The sequence below is a fragment of the Pelomonas candidula genome (genome assembly GCF_043555985.1).
In the GTDB taxonomy this organism is placed as follows: domain Bacteria; phylum Pseudomonadota; class Gammaproteobacteria; order Burkholderiales; family Burkholderiaceae_C; genus Pelomonas; species Pelomonas candidula.
Genome location: NZ_JBIGIC010000004.1, coordinates 479986 through 498050, shown reverse-complemented (window position 1 = coordinate 498050; position 18065 = coordinate 479986). Strand labels below are relative to the sequence as shown.

Genomic DNA, 18065 nt, shown 5'->3' with positions numbered 1-18065 from the left:
CTGTCAACGCTTCGCAGTGCACCTCGCGGTGCACTGCGCATGACTCGGGGACAACATGAATCGCTACTTCTTTGTTGTCGGGGACTTTCACCCCTGACCTCCTACCGGTCTCCCGGCGCACTACTGTAAATATATACAGAATTCAACAACACGGCCAGTCTGCAGAGCTGCCAACGGCGCGCGTTGCCCCCAGGGCAGCGACGGAACTCCCCGATCGATAGACTCGCGCCAATGCCTTTTGAAGATCCGATCGCTGCAGCGGGCGCCATGCAGCGGCTGAGAGACCAACTCGACTACCTGCGCCTGCTGGCGGCGCGCGTGACCGGTGGCGCGGCCAACCAGATGCTGATGGTGGCGCTGGGCTGGCAGATGTACGACCTGACCGGCAGCGCCTGGGACCTGGGACTCGTGGGCCTCGCGCAGTTCCTGCCCGCGCTGCTGCTGACCTTGCCTGCCGGGCATCTCGTGGACCAGCACGACCGTCGTCTGCTGCTGGCCGCCAGCCTGGGCCTGCAGCTGCTGACGGCTGGCTGCCTGGCGCTGGCCAGCGGCGGCGGCTGGGTCGGCCCCAACCTCATCCTGGGCCTGTCGGTGTTGCTGGGCTGCGCGCGCGCGCTGCAGATGCCGGCGCAGCAGGCCCTGCTGCCTTCGCTGGTGCCTCCGGAACTGCTGCCACGCGCCATCGCCACGTCCAGCTCGACGATGCAGGCCGCCATCATTGCCGGCCCGGCGCTGGGCGGCGTGCTGTACGCGCTGGGGCCCTGGGCCGCGGGGCGCGTCGAGCACAGCACGGCGGCCAGCGCCGTGGCGCACTGGGGCGCGGCCATCGTCTACGGCGTGTCACTGCTGCTGCTCGTCGCGGCCGTGCTGGCGGTGCTGACCATCCGCCACCGCCCCCTGCAGGTGCGCCGCGCGGCGCCCGGCTTGGAGCAGTTGACGGCCGGCATCCGCTTCATCTGGCAGCGGCCGGTCGTGCTGGGCGCGATCTCGCTGGACCTGTTCGCCGTGCTGCTGGGGGGCGCAACGGCTCTGCTGCCCATCTTCGTGCGCGACATCCTGCACACAGGTCCGGCGGGCCTGGGCCTGCTGCGCGGAGCACCGGCACTGGGCGCGGTGCTGGTGGGCTTGTGGCTCTCGCGCTACCCCATCGCCCGCCGCGCCGGCCACTGGCTGCTGGGCGCCGTAGCGGTGTTCGGCTTGTCGATGATCGGCTTCGCGCTGACGACGTCCTTCCTGGTCGCCTTCGCCGTGCTGGCCATCAGCGGCGCCGCAGACATGGTCAGCGTCGTCATCCGGCAGTCGCTGGTGCAGCTGGAAACACCCGACGAGATGCGCGGCCGCGTCGGCGCCGTGAACTCGGTCTTCATCGGCGCGAGCAACCAGCTCGGCGAGTTCGAGTCCGGCGCGACGGCCGCGCTACTGGGCCCGGTGGGCTCGGTGCTGCTGGGCGGCTTCGGTGTGCTGGTCGTGGTCGCGCTGTGGTTCCGGCTCTTCCCGGCCCTGGCGCAACGCAACGCTCTGCAGCCGCCGACGACCTGAGGCCGGGCGGCGGCCGCGCTCAAAAAGACGGGGCTTGAAAACGGCCGTCGTCACAACCGCTTCAAACCCCTTCCAAGGTGGCGGCTCGGAGGCCGCCGTGAGGGTGACTCTGTCGTCGCCGAGCGCCGCTCAGCATCTACCGCTGCGCCGTGACCTCAAAGTTCCCGGCCAGCGAAGCCGTCGAGCTGCCGCCGACGTAGACATCGAACACCGTCGCGTCCTGCACGAACGACCTGGTCGACGCAGCCCAGTAACTCAGGTCCTGCGCCGTCAGCTTGAAGTGGACGGTACGGGTCTGACCCGGCGCCAGCGTCACGCGCTCGAAGCCCTTCAGTTCTCGCACCGGCCGGGCGGCCGTGCCGTGGCGCTGATGGATGTAGAGCTGCGCGACCTCGTCGGCCTGGCGCGAGCCTGTGTTGCTGACGTCGACCGACACGGAGATCGGCTCGCCGACGATCACGCGCACTTGGTCGATCTTCAAATTCGAGAACGAAAACGTCGAGTAGCTCAACCCATGGCCGAACGAGTACAGCGGCGTGCTGGGCTCGTTCCAGTACCGCTCGCCGGCAGTCTTGGGCTGGTGGGTCTTCAGGTGGGCATACGGCATGGGGATCTGGCCGATGTTGCGAGGCCAGGTGAACGGCAGCTTGCCGCCGGGTGACACCTCGCCGAACAGCAGGTTGGCCACAGCCGCCCCCCCTTGCGTTCCCGGGTACCAGATGTTCATCAACGCTGCCGGCTTGCTGCCCTTCAGGTCCAGTGGCCGGGCGCTCATCAGCAGTACCACGACGGGCTTGCCCGTCGCGATCACCGCATCGAGCAGTTCCTGCTGGCGCCCGGGCAGGTCCAGCGACGAGCGGGACGCCTGCTCGCCGATCATCAACTGCGACTCACCCACCACCACGACCGCGACATCGGCAGCACGCGCGATCTCCACCGAACGGCGGATCTCGGCGTCGTCGTCGACCTGCACGCGCGGTATTTCCTTGTGCGGGCTGGAGTCGAAGATGGACTTGTGCAGGCGGGCTGGCATCGTCACGCCCGGCGAGTAATCGACGCGCACTCCGCTACCGACCTTGGCCTTGATCCCGGAAAGGACGGTCACCGTCTCGCTGTCATCCTGATCGAACACCCACGGCCCCACCGTATCGCGCGCCGAGTCGGCCAGAGGCCCGATGACAGCGATCGACTTGAGCATCTTGGCGTCCAGCGGCAGCGCACTGCCCTCGTTGCTCAGCAGCACGGCCGCACGCTCAGCAGCCACCCGCGCCACAACGCGATGCCCGGGATCGTTGAGAACGCGCTGCGCTTCCTCCAGGTCGACGTAGGGCTGCTCGAACAGGCCCATGCGGATCTTGACCTCCAGCACGCGGCGCACGGCGTTGTCCACGGCTTCGACGGAGACCCTGCCCTCGGCCATGCTCTGCGGCAGGGTCTTGAAGGCGGAGACGCCGAAGGGCGGGGCCATCTCCATGTCGACGCCGGCGCCCAGCGCGCGGACGGCCGCATCTTCCAGGCTGGCCGCGAACTCATGGGTCTTCAGGTCGTGGGCCGAGCCAGCATCCGTGACGATGAAGCCCTTGAAGCCCCAGGTCTCGCGCAGCACGTTGGTCAGCAGCCAGCGGTTGCCCGTGGCCGGCACCCCGTTGAGCCCCATGTAGGCGCTCATGATGTTGCCGGCGCCGGCTTCCACCGCCGCCTTGAACGGTGGCAGGTAGACGTTCCACAGCTCGCTGTCCGACAGGTTGACTTCGTCGTAGTCGCGGCCGCCGATGGAGGCGCCGTAGCCCGCGAAGTGCTTCGGCCCGGCAACGACGGTGCCCGGCGTGCCGATGCCGGCGCCCTGGAAGCCGCGCACCTGGGCCGCGGCCATCACGCTGCCAAGGTAGGGGTCTTCGCCAGCGCCCTCGATCATGCGACCCCAGCGCGGGTCGCGGGCGATGTCGACGTTGGGGGCGAAGGTCCAGTGGATGCCGACGGCACGAGCTTCGCGAGCCGCAACGGCCTGGCCTTGCTCGGCGACCTTCGGGTCCCAGCTCGCGGCCATCGCGATCGGCACCGGCATGATGGTGCGCAGGCCATGGATGACGTCGTAGCCAAACAGCAGCGGGATCTTCAGTCGCGTCGTCTCGACGGCGATCTGCTGAAGCCGGCGCAACTCCTTGGCGTCGTGCACGAACAGCAACGACCCTGCACGCGCCGCGGCCATCTCACTCTCTACGCGCTTCGCCTCTTCGGGCTCGTTGAGGAAGTCGAAGTACTGCGTGATCTGTCCGGCCTTCTCCTCGGGTGTCATCCTCGCGATCAGCTCGTTGGCACGGGCGCGCACGACGTCGTCGCTCAGCGCCTTGGCATCGTGGCCGGAATTGCCCGCGCTGAAGGTGGGCGTGGACGTGAGCGCTGCACCGGTGATCGCGGTGCAAGTGATGGCGCGTACTGACTTCATGAACAAGCTCCTGGGACGGCGAAGAGATGGCTTCGCATGGGAACGGAAGGGACTGGCTTCACACCCAGGTGGGCTGGCCAGACGTGGACGTGAGGTTTCACGGGCCTCACCTGCGATTCACGTAGAAGGGAGGCAGCTGCGAGCTGATCGCCGCACAGCCCAGCGCCAACACGCCGCATACCGCGTAGCTGACGCGGATGGCATCGGTGACGGCAGTCTTCAGCAAGGCCACCAGCTCGTCGGGGTCGACGCCGCAACGCACGGCAGCCTGCTTGAGCTTCAGCAGTTCGTCCGGCTGCACGAGCACCTGCGGAGAACTGATCAAGTCGGCCAGCACATCGTGGCCCGCGCTGGAGGCAGCCAGCAAGTCGGCCGTCGAGTGCCGGAACAGGTAGGCGACGAGCGCCCATCCAAGCGCGGCGCCGAGAAGCCCGCCGAGCAGGCGCGAGGCCTGCCCCAGCGCCGACGCCAGGCCGCCGTTGCGACGGCTGGTCAGCACGAGGATGTGTTGGGTGAAGTTCGGAAGCAGGAAGCCAAACGCAGCCCCGCAGATGCCCAGGCTCAGCGCGATGTAGGCCGAGGTCTGCCCCGCACCGCCGATGGCCAGCAGCGCGCAGCCCACGGCCAACAGCAGATGCCCCCCCACCATCAGCCCCTCGGCGCGATCCATGCGCATCGCGATCCGCGCATTGGCAACGCTGGCCAATGTGATGCAAAGCAGCAGCGGCGTCATGACGCCGCCGGCGTCGTCGGCCGAGAGCTGCAACCCCGCCTGCAGCAGTAGCGGCGTGGTGAACACAAGCACGTTCAGCACCAGGCCGGCCAGCGCGCCGAGCACGAGCAACTGCAGCGCCCCCCTGCTCGACATCACCTCCAACGGAACGATCGGCGCTTCGCAGCGCTTCTGGCGGTGCGCGAAGAGAAGCGCAGTGGTTGCAACGAAGCCCAGGCACGCCAACGCTGCCGGCGAAGCGAGACCCACATCTTCGATGACGCCCGACCACAGGACCAGGCTGGTGAGCGACACGGTGAGCAAAACGATCGAAGGAACATCGACGCGGCGCTCGGTGCCTTTGTGATGCACGACAGCGGGGAAGTAGAGCCAGGTGGCGCACCAGGCAAGCACCGACACCGGAGCGGTGACCATGAAAACCCAGCGCCAGCTGGCGTGCTCCGTGAGCCAGCCCCCCAGCCACGGGCCGAGACCTTGTGCCACCGCAAAACCCACGGAGTGCATGAGCTGCCAGCGCATGCGGTCGACGGGCTCAGGAAAGAGATCCGCGATGCAGGCCGAGAGGACGCCAACGATCATGCCGCCACCGATGCCCTGCAGTGCTCGGGCAACGACCAACTGCTCCATGGTCCGCGCCGCAGCACAGCTGGCCGACATCGCCGCGAAGGTCGCCACCGCCCACAGGAGGATGCGCTTGCGGCCGTGCAAATCGCCCAGCCGGCCGACGATGGGGATGACGACGATGCTGCTCAGCAGGTAGGCGGATGCAGGCCATGAGTACAGCTCGAAGCCCCGCAGGTCCGCCGCCATCTTGGGCAGCGCGGTGCTGACCGCTGAACCGTTCAGCGCCGTCAGCATGTAGACGAGCGTCACCCCCAGCATTGCCAGGAATGAATCCCGCAGGCTGCGCGTCGTTGCCGACGTCGCCGAAGTGCTGCCTGTCACCGCCAAATGGATCACTTGCCTGCCAATTCAGGGGTGTCGACGCGGACGATGTTCGGGCAGGCCTTGCGCAAGGGGTCGATGTGCTCTGCCGGCACGTCGTGCTCCACCACGATCAGCTCAATCTCTGCCACCGGGCACACGCGATGAGGCGCCTTTTCGATGAACTTGTGGTTCATAGCCAGGACCACACAGTGCTCCGTCACGTCCAGGACCGCGCGCTTGAAGACGGCGTCCGAATGCAGCACCGCCGTGGCGCCGTATTTCAGGTCAATGCCACAGGTGCCGAGGAAGCACCGATCAATCCGCAGAGCACTCGCCGCCTGCACTGCCACCGTGTCAACGCATCCACCCACGGTCGGATCGACCGTACCGCCCAACATGATGAGGCGAAGGTCCTGTCGCCGAAGCACAGCCGAGGCGATGTCGATGGAGTTCGTGACGATCAGCTGCTCCTCGTCCTCGGGAAGGAATTCGACCAACTCCAGGTTGGTGCTGCCTGCATCGAGAAATAGGGTCTCCCCTGGAAGGATCGATTCGGCCGCGCGTCGGGCCAGGGCTTGCTTGCGGCCCTTGTCCTTGTCGATCCGGGCAAACATCGGTTGGGTGTGACCTGACACCGGCAGCGCACCGCCATAGACCCGACGGCACAGACCTTCCGCGGCAAGCGCGCGCAGGTCACGTCGGATGGCGTCTTCCGACACGTTGAATTCGACGGCCAGCGCCGCGGCAACGACGGGCTCGCCCTGGGCAAGCCGGTTGGCGATGACATCTCGGCGGCCCAACGGAAGTTCAGAGTTCATGGGATGCGATCTTAATCATGCACGTTTATTTTTTCAACGTGCATAATCGTGCACAAACAAACGCGCACCGCCACCGCGGCCGGACCTCCATGGAAAGCAAGACGAAGAACGCCAAGACCTGGGCACAGATCGACGCAATGGCCCGCAAGGGGTTCAACGGCATTGGCCTGGCAAACGGCCCGCATGCGGCACGCGAACTGAAAGACGGCTGGTTCAATGCCGCCTACGCCCTGCGCCTGGCAGACGGTCGCGAAGCGATCCTGAAGATCGCACCGGCGGCCCACGCCGAGGTGATGAGCTACGAGCGCGACATCATGGCCACCGAGGTGGCGACGATGCGTCTCGTGCGCCAGAGCACCGGCATCCCCGTGCCCGAGATCTACTTCTATGACGATGCCCGCGACGTCTGCGATTCCAGCTACTTCTTCATGGAGAAGATCGAAGGCGACAACCTGGACCATGTTTACGAGGCACTGACGGTCGACCAGAAGGCAGTGATCGAGCGCGAGATCGGCTCCATCGTCAAAAGAATCAACAGCTTCCCAGGCAGCTTCTTCGGTTACGACGGCAACCCGGATTTGCGTGCCGACACCTGGCGATCCGCCTTCCTGAAGATCATGGAATCGGTGTTTGCCGACGCAGCCAGGAAATCAGTGGTCTTCGACTACGGGGACGAGGCGTTGCGCGCGGCCGTCAGCAAGCACATCGAGACCTTGGACGAGGTCGGCAAACCGTGCCTCGTGCACTGGGATGCCTGGAAGCCGAACTTCTTCGTCGAGAGCGGCCACATCAAAGGAATCATCGACTTCGAGCGCGCGCTGTGGGCCGAGCCGCTGATGGAGGCCCAGTTCCGCTCGCTGTCATGGGAGGGCGTGACACAGGCCATGCACGGTTACGGCAAAACCGAGTTCACGCCGAACGAGATGCGACGCTCGTGGCTCTACCTGCTGCACCTCGCGCTGGTGATGCACGTCGAGTGCTACTACCGCCACTACGGCAGCGACGAGATCTTCAACAAGTCCAGGGAGTTGATCGCTTTGGCGATGGACTGGCTGCAAGCCAACTGATCCCTTCACCCCTCCCTGAGACGATGACCATGTCCAAAACCGAGAAGCAAAAGATGCTCGCTGGCGAGTATTACAACGCTGGCGACGCCGAGATCCAGGCCGACCAGGCCTCCGCGCGCGAATGGATGGAGCGCTACAACCTGACGGCCGGCCTGGCCAACGATCAGCGGCAAGACATGCTGCGTGAGCGGTTTGGTGCCGTCGGCGAAGGCGCCTTCATCCGCCCACCGTTCCACTGCGACTACGGCTACAACGTCAAGATCGGCCGTGGCGCGCTCATGAACTTCGGATGCGTCATCCTCGATGTCGTCGAGGTCGAGATCGGCGACATGACGCAGATCGGCCCCGGCGTCCAGATCCTCACCGCAGACCATCCACGCGATCCGGCGCTTCGCGCTCAGGGACTTGAGTTCGGCCGACCGATCAGGATCGGCAAAAACGTGTGGATTGGCGGCGGCGCGCTCATCATGCCGGGCGTGACTGTCGGGGACGACGCGCTGATCGGCGCCGGCGCCGTCGTCACCCGAGACGTGCCGCCCGGCGTGACGGTGGCCGGCAACCCGGCCCGCGCCCTCAAGCACCGTGGGGACGAAAGGCGCTGACGCCCCCGCAGCGCCCAATCCTCATCCCCTCACCATGGCGCGATTTGTCCCACTCAGGCAGGCGCCCCAAAAATAGGACACGTGGTGTCGAACGGCCTGTATTCAGGCCAGGCAAGCGCCGCAAAGGCAAAAGCCACCGATGCGTTCTGAGCATCAGTGGCTCCTCCAGCCCTGCACCTGTCAGCGGTCAGCGGTCAGTATTCATCCCGCTCCACCCCGACGTACCCAGGGGCGAGGTTCTCGAACTTGGTGTGCATGCGCTGGAACGCCAGCTTCACCGTGCCGACCGGACCGTTACGCTGCTTGGCAATGATGATCTCCGCGACCCCCGGTTCCTTGCACTCATCCTTGGTGTAGTACTCGTCCCGGTAGATGAACATGATGATGTCCGCGTCCTGCTCGATGGCGCCGGATTCGCGCAGGTCGGACATCATGGGCCGCTTGTCAGGCCGCTGCTCCACCGAGCGGTTCAGCTGCGACAGCGCGATGACGGGGCAGCGCAGCTCCTTGGCCAGCGCCTTCAGGCCCCGCGAGATTTCGCCCAGGATGGTGGCACGGTTCTCTTCGCTGCCGCCACCATTGCCGGTCATCAGCTGCAGGTAGTCGATGACGATCAGCCCCAGTTGGCCGCTGATGCGCGCCTGACGCCGCGCACGGGCGCGCACCTCGCTGGGTGAGAGGCCGGGGCTTTCGTCGATGTAGATGGCGGACTTGCCGAGCTTCTCGACGGCTTCGGACAACCGGCTCCATTCATCGTCGGCCAGCTGGCCCGTGCGCAGGCGGCTTTGGTCGATGCGGCCGATGGAGCCCACCATCCGCAAGGCCAGCTGCGCGGCGCCCATTTCCATCGAGTAGATGACGACCGGCAGCCCCTCGTTGATGGCGACGTTCTCGGCGATGTTCACCGCGAACGCCGTCTTGCCCATCGACGGGCGCGCGGCCAGCACGATCAAGTCGCCCGGCTGCAGGCCGGCGGTCTGCTTGTCGAGATCGTAGAAGCCGGTGCGTACACCGGTGACGTCCTGCGCACCGCTCTCCGCCAGCTCGTTGACGCGGTCGATCAGCGCGATGACCAGACGGTCCATGCTCTGGAAGCCCTGCTGGCTGCGCGAGCCTTCCTCGCCGATCTTGAAGATCTTGCCCTCGGCCTCGTCCAGGATCTGGTTGACGGCCTTGCCCTGCGGGTTCAGCGCGGCGGTGGCGATCTCGTCGCTGGTGGCCACCAGTTTGCGCAGGATGGCGCGCTCGCGAACGATCTCGGCATAACGACGCAGGTTGGCGGCACTGGGCACGCTCTGCGCGATCGAGTTCAGGTAGGCCAGGCCACCGCATTCCTCGGCGCGCCCCACCGAGGTCAGCTCATCGAAGACGGTGACGACGTCTGCCGGCTTGCCCGCGTTGATGAGCTTGCCGATGGCGGCAAAGATGTGCTTGTGCTCGAAGCGATAGAAGTCGCTGTCGGTCAGCAGGTCGCCCGCCTTGTCCCAGGCGGAGTTGTCGATCAGCAGGCCGCCGAGCACGCTGTACTCGGCCTCGACCGAGTGCGGCGGCACGCGCAGGCGTGCGACTTCGTCGTCCTGTGAGGCGGAGGAGGAGGCGGGAAGGATCGCGGACATCGCTTGTGGATAAGGCTGTGGACGAGCTGGGCCCAACCGGTGGTCAGCAGTGGAAAACGTGACCCTGAAAAACCGAAGGCCGAAACCCTGAGGGTATCGGCCTTCGTTCGATGTTGCGGCGACTCGCGCCGCCGCACATCAGGGGAAGCGAGATTTACTCGGCTTCGGCAACCACCTGGACGGTGATTTCCACGACCACGTCGGTGTGCGCGGCGACGCTGACCGGGAACTCGCCCACGGTCTTCAGCGGGCCGTTCGGCAGGCGCACTTGCGACTTGACGACGGCAGTGCCGGCCTTGGTCAGCGCGTCAGCCACGTCGGCGTTGGTCACCGAGCCGAACAGGCGGCCGTCCACGCCGGCCTTCTGGGCGATGCGGACGGTCTTGCCGGCGATGGCTTCACCCAGCTTCTGGGCTTCGGCCAGCTTGGCGGCGGCGATCTTTTCCAGTTCGGCGCGCTTGGCTTCGAATTCCTTGATCGCGGCTTCCGTGGCTCGGCGAGCGGCCTTGGTCGGGATCAGGAAGTTGCGGGCGTAGCCGTCCTTGACCTTGACGACATCGCCGAGGTTGCCGAGGTTGGCGACTTTTTCGAGCAGGATCACTTGCATGTCGTCAGCTCCTTAGACCTTGTGCTGGTCGCTGTACGGCAGCAGGGCCAGGAAGCGCGCGCGCTTGATGGCGACCGTCAGCTGACGCTGGAAGAAGGCGCGCGTGCCGGTCAGGCGAGCGGGCGTGATCTTGCCGTTCTCGGCGACGAAGTCGCGCAGCGTGTCGATGTCCTTGTAGTCGATCTTCTCGACGCCAGCGACGGTGAAGCGGCAGAAACGCTTGCGGCGGAACAGCAGCGATTGTTGGTTGCGCTTGGGCTTCTTGTCCTTGGAGAAGCGACCCTTACCACGAAGAGGGGGCATGTTGGACCTCTGTTAAATCTATCCGGATTCAAATGGTTCCGGGCTCTTGAGCAGCGGGCTCGATCACGGTCACGTGGGCGATGAAACCCCGGCCGTTGCGCTGGTGGGTGAGGAAGCCGCGAAAGATCGCGTCGCCCCCCATTCCCAGCGCCTGCAACTGCTTGGCCACCTCGCCCACCGCGACCGCCTTGATCTCCAGGGAGACCTTGCGCGGCTTGCCGGCTTCGATGACTTCGGACTCGGCCTTGAGGCTTGCGTCCAGGGCCATCAGCCCGGCGGGGGTGTAGCGAACTTGTCCGAGTTGCTGGATCTGCGCCTTCAGGTGAAGTTGATTCACGCCGTCGGCACGCTGTTCGAAAAACCTGGTTCTTTAGCGATGACCTGCGCTCAGGCCGCTTCTTGCTGCGGCGCCTTGCGGGCTTCTTCGCGCTCGACAGCCTTCATCATGACCGACGGGGTCGTGATGGCCTTGTCTTGCACCACGGTCAGGTGGCGCAGGACGGCGTCGTTGAAGCGGAAGCCGGTCTCGAGCTCAACGAGGACTTCCTTGCTGGCTTCGATGTTCAGGCACAGGTAGTGGGCCTTGGCGAGCTTCTGGATCTGGTACGCCAGTTGACGGCGGCCCCAGTCCTCGACCCGGTGCACGACACCGCCACCGGCGGTGATCAGACCCTTGTAGCGCTCCAGCATGGCCGGAACCTGTTCGCTTTGATCCGGATGGATCAGCAGAACGATTTCGTAGTGACGCATGTGTACTCCTTGTGGATTCCAGCCCCGACGGATGCCGGGTCTGTGGAAGCCGCGCCACGGCGTCGACACGTGGTTACGGCAAGGGGGAACCGAGGATTCTAGCCCGGAAGCCGGAAACGACCAAATCAGGGCGCCGGGCGGCCGCGCAACGCGTCGACGAAATCGCCGTCGCGCCGGCTGGGCGCCGTCAGCAACGACGCGATGATCAGTGCCAGCGCGCCGGCCGGCACGCCGAACAGCCCGGCCGAAGCCGGCTGGATGCCCCAGATCAGCGACACCGGTCCCGGCAGGCCGACCAGCGCGCGCAGGCCCGGGTGGGCCACGATCAGGTAGACCACGCAGACGGCCAGGCCGGTCAGCATGCCGGTCAGCGCGCCGGCACGGTTGGCACGCCGCCAGAACACGCCGGCGACGAGCGCGGGGAAGAAGGTCGAGCCGGCGATGGAGAACGCCGCCGTGACGACGGCCAGGATGTCCGCCGGCCGGCTGGATGCCACCGCCGCCGCGGCAAGCGCCGCCGCCAGCAGCAGCGCCTTGGACAACGTGACGCGCCGCGTGCGCGAGGCCTCGGGGTTGATGGCCTTGTAGTACAGGTCGTGGGACAGCGCGCTGGAGATAGCCAGCAGCAGGCCGTCGGCGGTCGACAGTGCCGCCGCCAGGCCGCCAGCCGCCACCATGCCGGAGATGACGTAGGGTAGCCCGCCCAGCTCTGGCATGACCAGCATCACGAGGTCCGGATGCAGCCGAAGTTCGCCCAGCTGCAGCTTGCCGTCGCCGTTCAGGTCCACGGCCGACAGCAGCGACGGGTCGACGCGCTGCCACTGGCGTATCCAGGCCGGCAACTGGTCGAAGGACGTGCCGACCAGGTGATTGAAGACCTCGGTCTTGACCATGACAGCCAGCGCCGGCGCGGTCAGGTAGAGCAGACAGATGAAGACGAGCGACCAGGCCACCGACTCGCGCGCCTTGGCGACCGAGGCGGTCGTGTAGTAGCGCGTCAGCAGGTGCGGCAGGCCGGCCGTGCCGACCATCAGGCACAGCACCAGCGCGATGAAATTGCGCCGCGCCTCGCTGGCCTGTGCCTGCTCGGCCGGGGCGCCGTCGGGGTTGCCGGCGAAGGGCTGGGTGTGCGGCACCAGGCCCGACAGCGGCTGGGCCAGGCGGGCCTCGCTGGCTTCCTCGCGGCGCCACTGCTCCTCGGCCTCGGCCGGTGTCCGCGGCAGCGCGGCGCGCTGCTTTTCGGCGGCCTGGATCATCGCCAGCGGCGCGCCCGCCACCTTCAGCGCGGTGACCCGCGCGGCCGCCCTCGCCTGGTCGTCGGCCAGCGCCCTGGGCACGTCGTCCAGGCGCGCGGCGGCGGCATCGGCGCGCTGCTGGTGGATGGCACGCACCTGCAGCTCGGCGGGGTCACGGATCAGTTGCTGTTCACGTTCGGCCAACTGGTGCAGTTGCTGGCCATAGACCAGCTGCGGCAGCGGCCAGCCGGTCTGCTTGACGCTGAGCCAGATGACCGGCACCAGGTAGGCCAGGATCATGATGAGGTACTGCGCCACCTGAGTCCATGTGACGGCGCGCATGCCGCCAAGGAAGGAGCAGACCAGCACGCCGCCCAGCCCCACGAACACGCCGACCTCGAAGCCCAGGCCGGTGAGCCGTGTCGTGATGAGGCCCACGCCGTAGATCTGCGCGACCAGGTAGACGAAGGACACGAGGATGGCCGCCGACGCACCGACGAGGCGCAGCGTGCGGCTCTGGAAACGCTCGGCCAGGAAGTCTCCCAGCGTGTACTGCCCGAAGCGGCGCAGATAGGGCGCGATGCACAAGGCCACGAGGACGAAGCCGCCCGTCCAGCCCAGCACGTAGGCCAGGCCTGCGTAGCCGCTCGCGTAGAGCGTGCCCGTCAGGCCGATGAAGCTGGCGGCGCTCATCCAGTCGGCGCCGGCGGCCATGCCGTTGTAGAGCGGCGGCACGCGGCGGCCGGCGACGAAGTACTCGGCCGGGTCGGTCGTGCGGCAGAGGATGCCGATGACGGCATAGACCGCCACCGTCGTGCCGAGGAAGGTGTAGCCGATCCACGCCTTCGGCAGGCCGCGCTGCTCGGCAACGCCGAGACCGACGACGAGCACGATGAAGCTCAGCACGAAGAGCGCGTAGCGGCGATGGAGGTGAGCGGCGGGGCCTGCAAACATGGCCGCGATGATGGCAACAAAAAGCCCGGATTCCCCTTACGGAGAACCCGGGCCGGTCGTCAATTGCGAAGCCTTACTTGGCGGCCAGCATCTGCCAGGTGTCGATGACGGTGTCGGGGTTCAGCGAGATGGACACGATGCCTTCCTCCGCCAGCCACTGGGCGAAGTCGGGGTGGTCGCTGGGGCCCTGGCCGCAGATGCCGATGTACTTGCCGGTGGCGCGGCAGGCGCGGATGGCGCGCGAGATCATGGCCTTGACGGCCGGGTCGCGCTCGTCGAAGTCACCGGCCAGTTGCTCCAGGCCGGAGTCGCGATCCAGGCCCAGCGTCAGCTGAGTCAGATCGTTGGAGCCGATGGACATGCCGTCGAAATGCTCCAGGAACTGCTCGGCCAGGATGGCGTTGCTCGGCACCTCGCACATCATGATGACGCGCAGGCCATCGACGCCGCGCTTCAGGCCCTTCTCGGCCAGCATGGTGACGACCTTCTCCGCCTGCTTCACCGTACGCACGAAGGGCACCATGATCTCGACGTTGGTCAGGCCCATCTCCTTGCGCACACGCTTGAGGGCCTCGCACTCCATCGCGAACGCGTCCTGGAACTCGCCGCTGATGTAGCGCGATGCACCGCGGAAGCCCAGCATCGGGTTCTCTTCGTCCGGCTCGTAGCGCGTGCCGCCGATGAGCTTGCGGTACTCGTTGGACTTGAAGTCGGACAGACGCACGATGACCGGTCGCGGGAAGAAGGCGGCGGCGATCGTCGCGATGCCTTCGGCCAGCTTGTCCACGTAGAAGGCACGCGGCGAAGCGTGGCCGCGGGCCACCGACTCGACGGCCTTCTTCAGGTCGGCGTCGATGTTCGGATAGTCCAGGATCGCCTTCGGGTGGACGCCGATGTTGTTGTTGATGATGAATTCCAGCCGGGCCAGGCCCACGCCGCCTGAGGGCATCTGCGCGAAGTTGAACGCCAGCTGCGGGTTGCCGACGTTCATCATGATCTTGATCGGGCAGTAGGGCAGTTCACCGCGGTGCACCTCGCTGACCTCGGTCTCCAGCAGGCCGTCGTAGATGTAGCCGGTGTCGCCTTCCGAGCAGGCCACGGTGACGAGCTGGCCGTCCTTGAGCTTCTCGGTCGCATCGCCGCAGCCGACGACCGCCGGGATGCCCAGTTCACGCGCAATGATGGCCGCATGGCAGGTGCGGCCGCCGCGGTTGGTCACGATGGCGCTGGCGCGCTTCATGACCGGCTCCCAGTTCGGGTCGGTCATGTCCGTGACGAGGACGTCGCCCGGCTGCACACGCTCCATCTCGGCGACGCTGTCGACCAGCCGGACCGGGCCCGTGCCGATCTTCTGGCCGATGGCGCGGCCTTCGGCCAGCACGGCGCTGTGGGCCTTGAGCTTGTAGTGGTGCTCGACCTGGCCGGCGGCCTGGCTCTTCACCGTCTCGGGGCGGGCCTGCAGGATGTAGAGCTTGCCGTCGACGCCGTCACGGCCCCACTCGATGTCCATCGCGCGGCCGTAGTGCTTCTCGATGATCAGCGCGTAGCGGGCCAGCTCGGTGACCTCGGCGTCGTTCAGCGAGTAACGGTTGCGGTGCTCGGGCACCGTGTCCACCGTCTTCACCAGCTTGCCGGACGCGGCCTTCTCTTCCGGCGTCGCGAACTCCATGCGGATCAGCTTGGAGCCGAGGTTGCGGCGGATGATGGCCAGATTGCCGCGCTGAAGCGCCGGCTTGTGGACGTAGAACTCGTCCGGGTTAACGGCGCCCTGCACCACCGTCTCGCCCAGGCCGTAGCTGGACGTGATGAAGACGACGTCCTGGAAGCCGCTCTCGGTGTCGATGGTGAACATCACGCCGGCCGAGCCGAGGTCGGAGCGCACCATGCGCTGCACGCCGGCAGACAGCGCCACGTCGCCGTGGGCAAAGCCCTTGTGCACGCGGTAGCTGATGGCGCGGTCGTTGTAGAGCGACGCGAACACCTCGCGCATCTTGTGCAGCACCTCGTCGATGCCATGCACGTTCAGGAAGGTCTCCTGCTGGCCGGCGAAGGAGGCATCGGGCAGGTCTTCGGCCGTGGCGGACGAGCGCACGGCGAAGGTCGCATCGGGGTTGTCGGCCGTCAGCTGCGCGTAGGACGAGCGCACGCCAGCTTCCAGGTCGGCCGGGAAAGGCTGGTTCTCGATCCAGCCGCGGATCTCGGCACCGGCCTCGGCCAGCGCACGGACGTCGTCGGTGTTGAGCGTGGCCAGGCGCGCCGCGATGCGCGCGTCCAGCCCCTCGTGCTTGAGGAACTGCCGGAAGGCATGCGCCGTGGTGGCGAACCCTCCGGGAACGCGCACGCCGCTGGCGGCGAGCTGCGAGATCATTTCGCCGAGGCTGGCGTTCTTGCCGCCAACTGCCTCGACGTCGGTCATCCTCAGGTTCTCAAACGGTACGACCAGGGCGGTCGCCTCGAACAGGGTGGACATGGAAAAACTCCGGGAGGTTGAAAATCCTTGCCCATCGCATCGTCCAGGCCCTGGGCCGAGCCCAGGGGCTCGGGGCAAGCGCGGCTCCATCCATTTCTGGATTCTTCTTGGAGGAGGGAGGCGCGCATGGGGCTGATCGCGAGGAATTGCGGCGGATTCTAGGCGGTCCGTACCGGCGTGTAACCTGCGGGTGGCGTGAGAAAGGTCCGCACTCCGGAAATCACCTCGCGGCCCCGGGGGCCGTGGCTATCATGGCCTCGCCTTCGACTCTGCCTCACGCCGCCATGACCGCCAGAACCGTCTACTTCGTCTCTGACGGCACCGGCATCACCGCCGAGACCTTCGGCAACTCCATCCTCGCGCAGTTCTCCATCAAGCCGCGCCACGTGCGCCGGCCGTTCATCGACACGGCCGAGAAGGCGCAGGCCGTCGTCGCCGAGATCAACGAGCTGGCCGTGCGCGAGGGCGAGCGGCCCATCGTGTTCGCGACGCTGGTGGACCGGGACGTGCTCAAGGTCGTCCGCGAGCAGTGCCAGGGCCGCGTGATGGACATGTTCGGCACCTTCATCGAGCCGCTGGAAGACGAGTTCGGCATCAAGAGCAACCACCGCGTGGGCCGCTTTTCCGACGTGGCACAAAGCCAGGAGTACCACGACCGCATCGAGGCCATCAACTTCTCTCTGGCGCACGACGACGGGCAGTCATCCAAGAACCTGGACACGGCGGACGTGATCCTGGTGGGCGTGAGCCGCTGCGGCAAGACGCCCACGTCGCTCTACCTGGCGATGCAGCACGGCATCAAGGCCGCCAACTACCCGCTCATCCCCGAGGATTTCGAGCGCCGCAAGCTGCCCGCACCGCTGCTGCCGCACAAGCGCAAGTGCTTCGGGCTGACCATCGACCCCGAGCGGCTCTCGTCCATCCGCAACGAGCGCCGCCCCGGCAGCAAGTACGCCGACGTGCTGAACTGCCGCTATGAGGTCAACGAGGCCGAGGGCATGATGAAGCGCGAGGGCATCTCGTGGCTGTCGTCGACACACAAGTCCATCGAGGAGATCGCGACGACGATCCTGCGGGACATCCGGCCGGACCGTCTCATCTACTGATGCCGGCTTCCGCCCTCGCGCTCGTACTCACCGCCGCCCTCCTCCACTCGCTCTGGAACCTGGCCGCCAAGAAATGGGGTGGCGGGCCGCATTTCGTGTTCGCCAGCGCCGTCGGCGTCGTGGGGTTCTGGCTGCCGGCCGTGCTGTGGATCGGCCTGGACGCGCTGCCGCACTGGTCGCCGCTGGCCTGGGGCTTCGTCGTCGCGAGCGCCGTCGTCCACCTGCTCTATTTCAACTGCCTGATTGCCGGCTACAAGGCCAGCGATCTCACCGTCGTCTACCCCGTCGCGCGCGGCAGCGGGCCGCTGCTGTCGGCCACCGCGGCGGTGCTGCTGCTGGACGAACACCTCGGCGCGCTGGGCGTGCTGGGGCTGGCCGGCGTCGTCGGCGGCATCCTGCTCATCACGATGGGGCCACGGCTGATGGGCCGCGGCATGGACCCCGAGGTCACCGCCGCCATCCGCCGCCGCAAGGGGGTCTACTGGGGCGTGGCCACCGGCACGCTGATCGCCGGCTACACGGTGCTCGACGGCTACGCGGTCAAGATGCTGGCCGTGTCGCCGCTGCTGCTGGACTACTGCGGCAACGTGCTGCGCATCCCGATGCAGCTGCCCGTCGTGCTGCGCCACCGGCACAGCTTCAAGGCCGAGATGCGGCGTACGTGGAAGGGCGTGCTGGCCGTCGCGACGATCAGCCCGCTGGCCTATGTGCTGGTGCTGCTGGCCGTGCGCGACGCCCCGCTGTCGCGCGTAGCGCCGGCCCGCGAGGTGTCGATGCTGTTCGCGGCGCTGCTGGGCGGGCAACTGCTTGGCGAGGGCGAGAAGGGCTGGCGGATCGGCGGCGCGGTGCTGATCGGCGCCGGGGTGGTCGCGCTGGCGCTCTGATGTGAGCT

At 66.8% G+C, this 18065-nt stretch carries 15 protein-coding genes; 5 read left to right on the top strand and 10 right to left on the bottom strand.

The window, feature by feature from the left end:
- Positions 1-231: 231 nt before the first annotated feature.
- Positions 232-1539 carry an MFS transporter gene (locus tag ACG04R_RS11080; RefSeq protein WP_394409595.1) on the top strand — a complete coding sequence of 436 codons (1308 nt, stop codon included), beginning with the start codon at positions 232-234 and terminating at the stop codon, positions 1537-1539.
- Positions 1540-1675: 136 nt separating this feature from the next.
- On the opposite strand, the gene bglX is transcribed toward ACG04R_RS11080, so the two are convergent.
- The 3 genes from bglX to ACG04R_RS11065 form a co-directional block, all read right to left on the bottom strand.
- Entirely contained in the window at positions 1676-3985 is a 2310-nt protein-coding gene (gene bglX, locus ACG04R_RS11075) for a beta-glucosidase BglX (RefSeq protein ID WP_394409592.1), read from the bottom strand.
- 106 nt (positions 3986-4091) lie between these two features.
- Positions 4092-5591, bottom strand: a complete 1500-nt coding sequence (locus tag ACG04R_RS11070) for an MFS transporter (protein ID WP_394409589.1) — start codon at positions 5589-5591, stop codon at positions 4092-4094.
- Positions 5592-5674: 83 nt separating this feature from the next.
- Positions 5675-6463, bottom strand: coding sequence for a DeoR/GlpR family DNA-binding transcription regulator (locus ACG04R_RS11065; protein ID WP_394409586.1), 789 nt, complete (start codon positions 6461-6463; stop codon positions 5675-5677).
- Positions 6464-6552: 89 nt separating this feature from the next.
- On the opposite strand from ACG04R_RS11065, the gene ACG04R_RS11060 reads away from it, so the two are divergent.
- Positions 6553-7530 (top strand): phosphotransferase family protein, encoded by a 978-nt coding sequence (locus tag ACG04R_RS11060; RefSeq protein ID WP_394409583.1) that lies wholly within the window; start codon positions 6553-6555, stop codon positions 7528-7530.
- Positions 7531-7559: 29 nt separating this feature from the next.
- Complete coding sequence (locus ACG04R_RS11055; protein ID WP_394409624.1) at positions 7560-8132, top strand: sugar O-acetyltransferase; 573 nt, start codon at positions 7560-7562, stop codon at positions 8130-8132.
- Between the two features lie 194 nt (positions 8133-8326).
- Here the strand turns inward: ACG04R_RS11055 and dnaB are convergent, their stop codons facing one another.
- From dnaB to ppsA, 7 genes are all read right to left on the bottom strand, one after another.
- The gene (dnaB, locus tag ACG04R_RS11050; RefSeq protein ID WP_394409580.1) at positions 8327-9748 is read right to left on the bottom strand and encodes a replicative DNA helicase; all 1422 of its coding nucleotides are present in this window, start codon (positions 9746-9748) and stop codon (positions 8327-8329) included.
- Between the two features lie 154 nt (positions 9749-9902).
- Positions 9903-10355: a 50S ribosomal protein L9 gene (gene rplI / locus ACG04R_RS11045; protein WP_394409577.1), complete on the bottom strand. Its 453-nt coding sequence runs from the start codon at positions 10353-10355 to the stop codon at positions 9903-9905.
- Between the two features lie 12 nt (positions 10356-10367).
- Entirely contained in the window at positions 10368-10658 is a 291-nt protein-coding gene (gene rpsR, locus ACG04R_RS11040; protein WP_394409574.1) for a 30S ribosomal protein S18, read from the bottom strand.
- 28 nt (positions 10659-10686) lie between these two features.
- A complete protein-coding gene (gene priB, locus ACG04R_RS11035; RefSeq protein ID WP_394409571.1) occupies positions 10687-10995 on the bottom strand; it encodes a primosomal replication protein N in 309 nt (102 codons plus the stop codon).
- Between the two features lie 50 nt (positions 10996-11045).
- Entirely contained in the window at positions 11046-11408 is a 363-nt protein-coding gene (rpsF, locus tag ACG04R_RS11030) for a 30S ribosomal protein S6 (protein ID WP_268168250.1), read from the bottom strand.
- Between the two features lie 125 nt (positions 11409-11533).
- The gene (locus ACG04R_RS11025) at positions 11534-13597 is read right to left on the bottom strand and encodes a sodium:solute symporter family protein (protein ID WP_394409568.1); all 2064 of its coding nucleotides are present in this window, start codon (positions 13595-13597) and stop codon (positions 11534-11536) included.
- A 73-nt stretch (positions 13598-13670) separates the two neighbouring features.
- Positions 13671-16067, bottom strand: a complete 2397-nt coding sequence (gene ppsA / locus ACG04R_RS11020; protein ID WP_394409565.1) for a phosphoenolpyruvate synthase — start codon at positions 16065-16067, stop codon at positions 13671-13673.
- A gap of 284 nt (positions 16068-16351) precedes the next feature.
- Here ppsA and ppsR point away from each other — a divergent pair, with 284 nt between their 5' ends.
- The gene (gene ppsR, locus ACG04R_RS11015) at positions 16352-17173 is read left to right on the top strand and encodes a posphoenolpyruvate synthetase regulatory kinase/phosphorylase PpsR (RefSeq protein ID WP_394409562.1); all 822 of its coding nucleotides are present in this window, start codon (positions 16352-16354) and stop codon (positions 17171-17173) included.
- Complete coding sequence (locus ACG04R_RS11010; protein ID WP_394409559.1) at positions 17173-18057, top strand: EamA family transporter; 885 nt, start codon at positions 17173-17175, stop codon at positions 18055-18057. Before ppsR ends, ACG04R_RS11010 begins: the two co-directional genes overlap by 1 nt.
- The last annotated feature ends 8 nt before the right edge of the window (positions 18058-18065 follow it).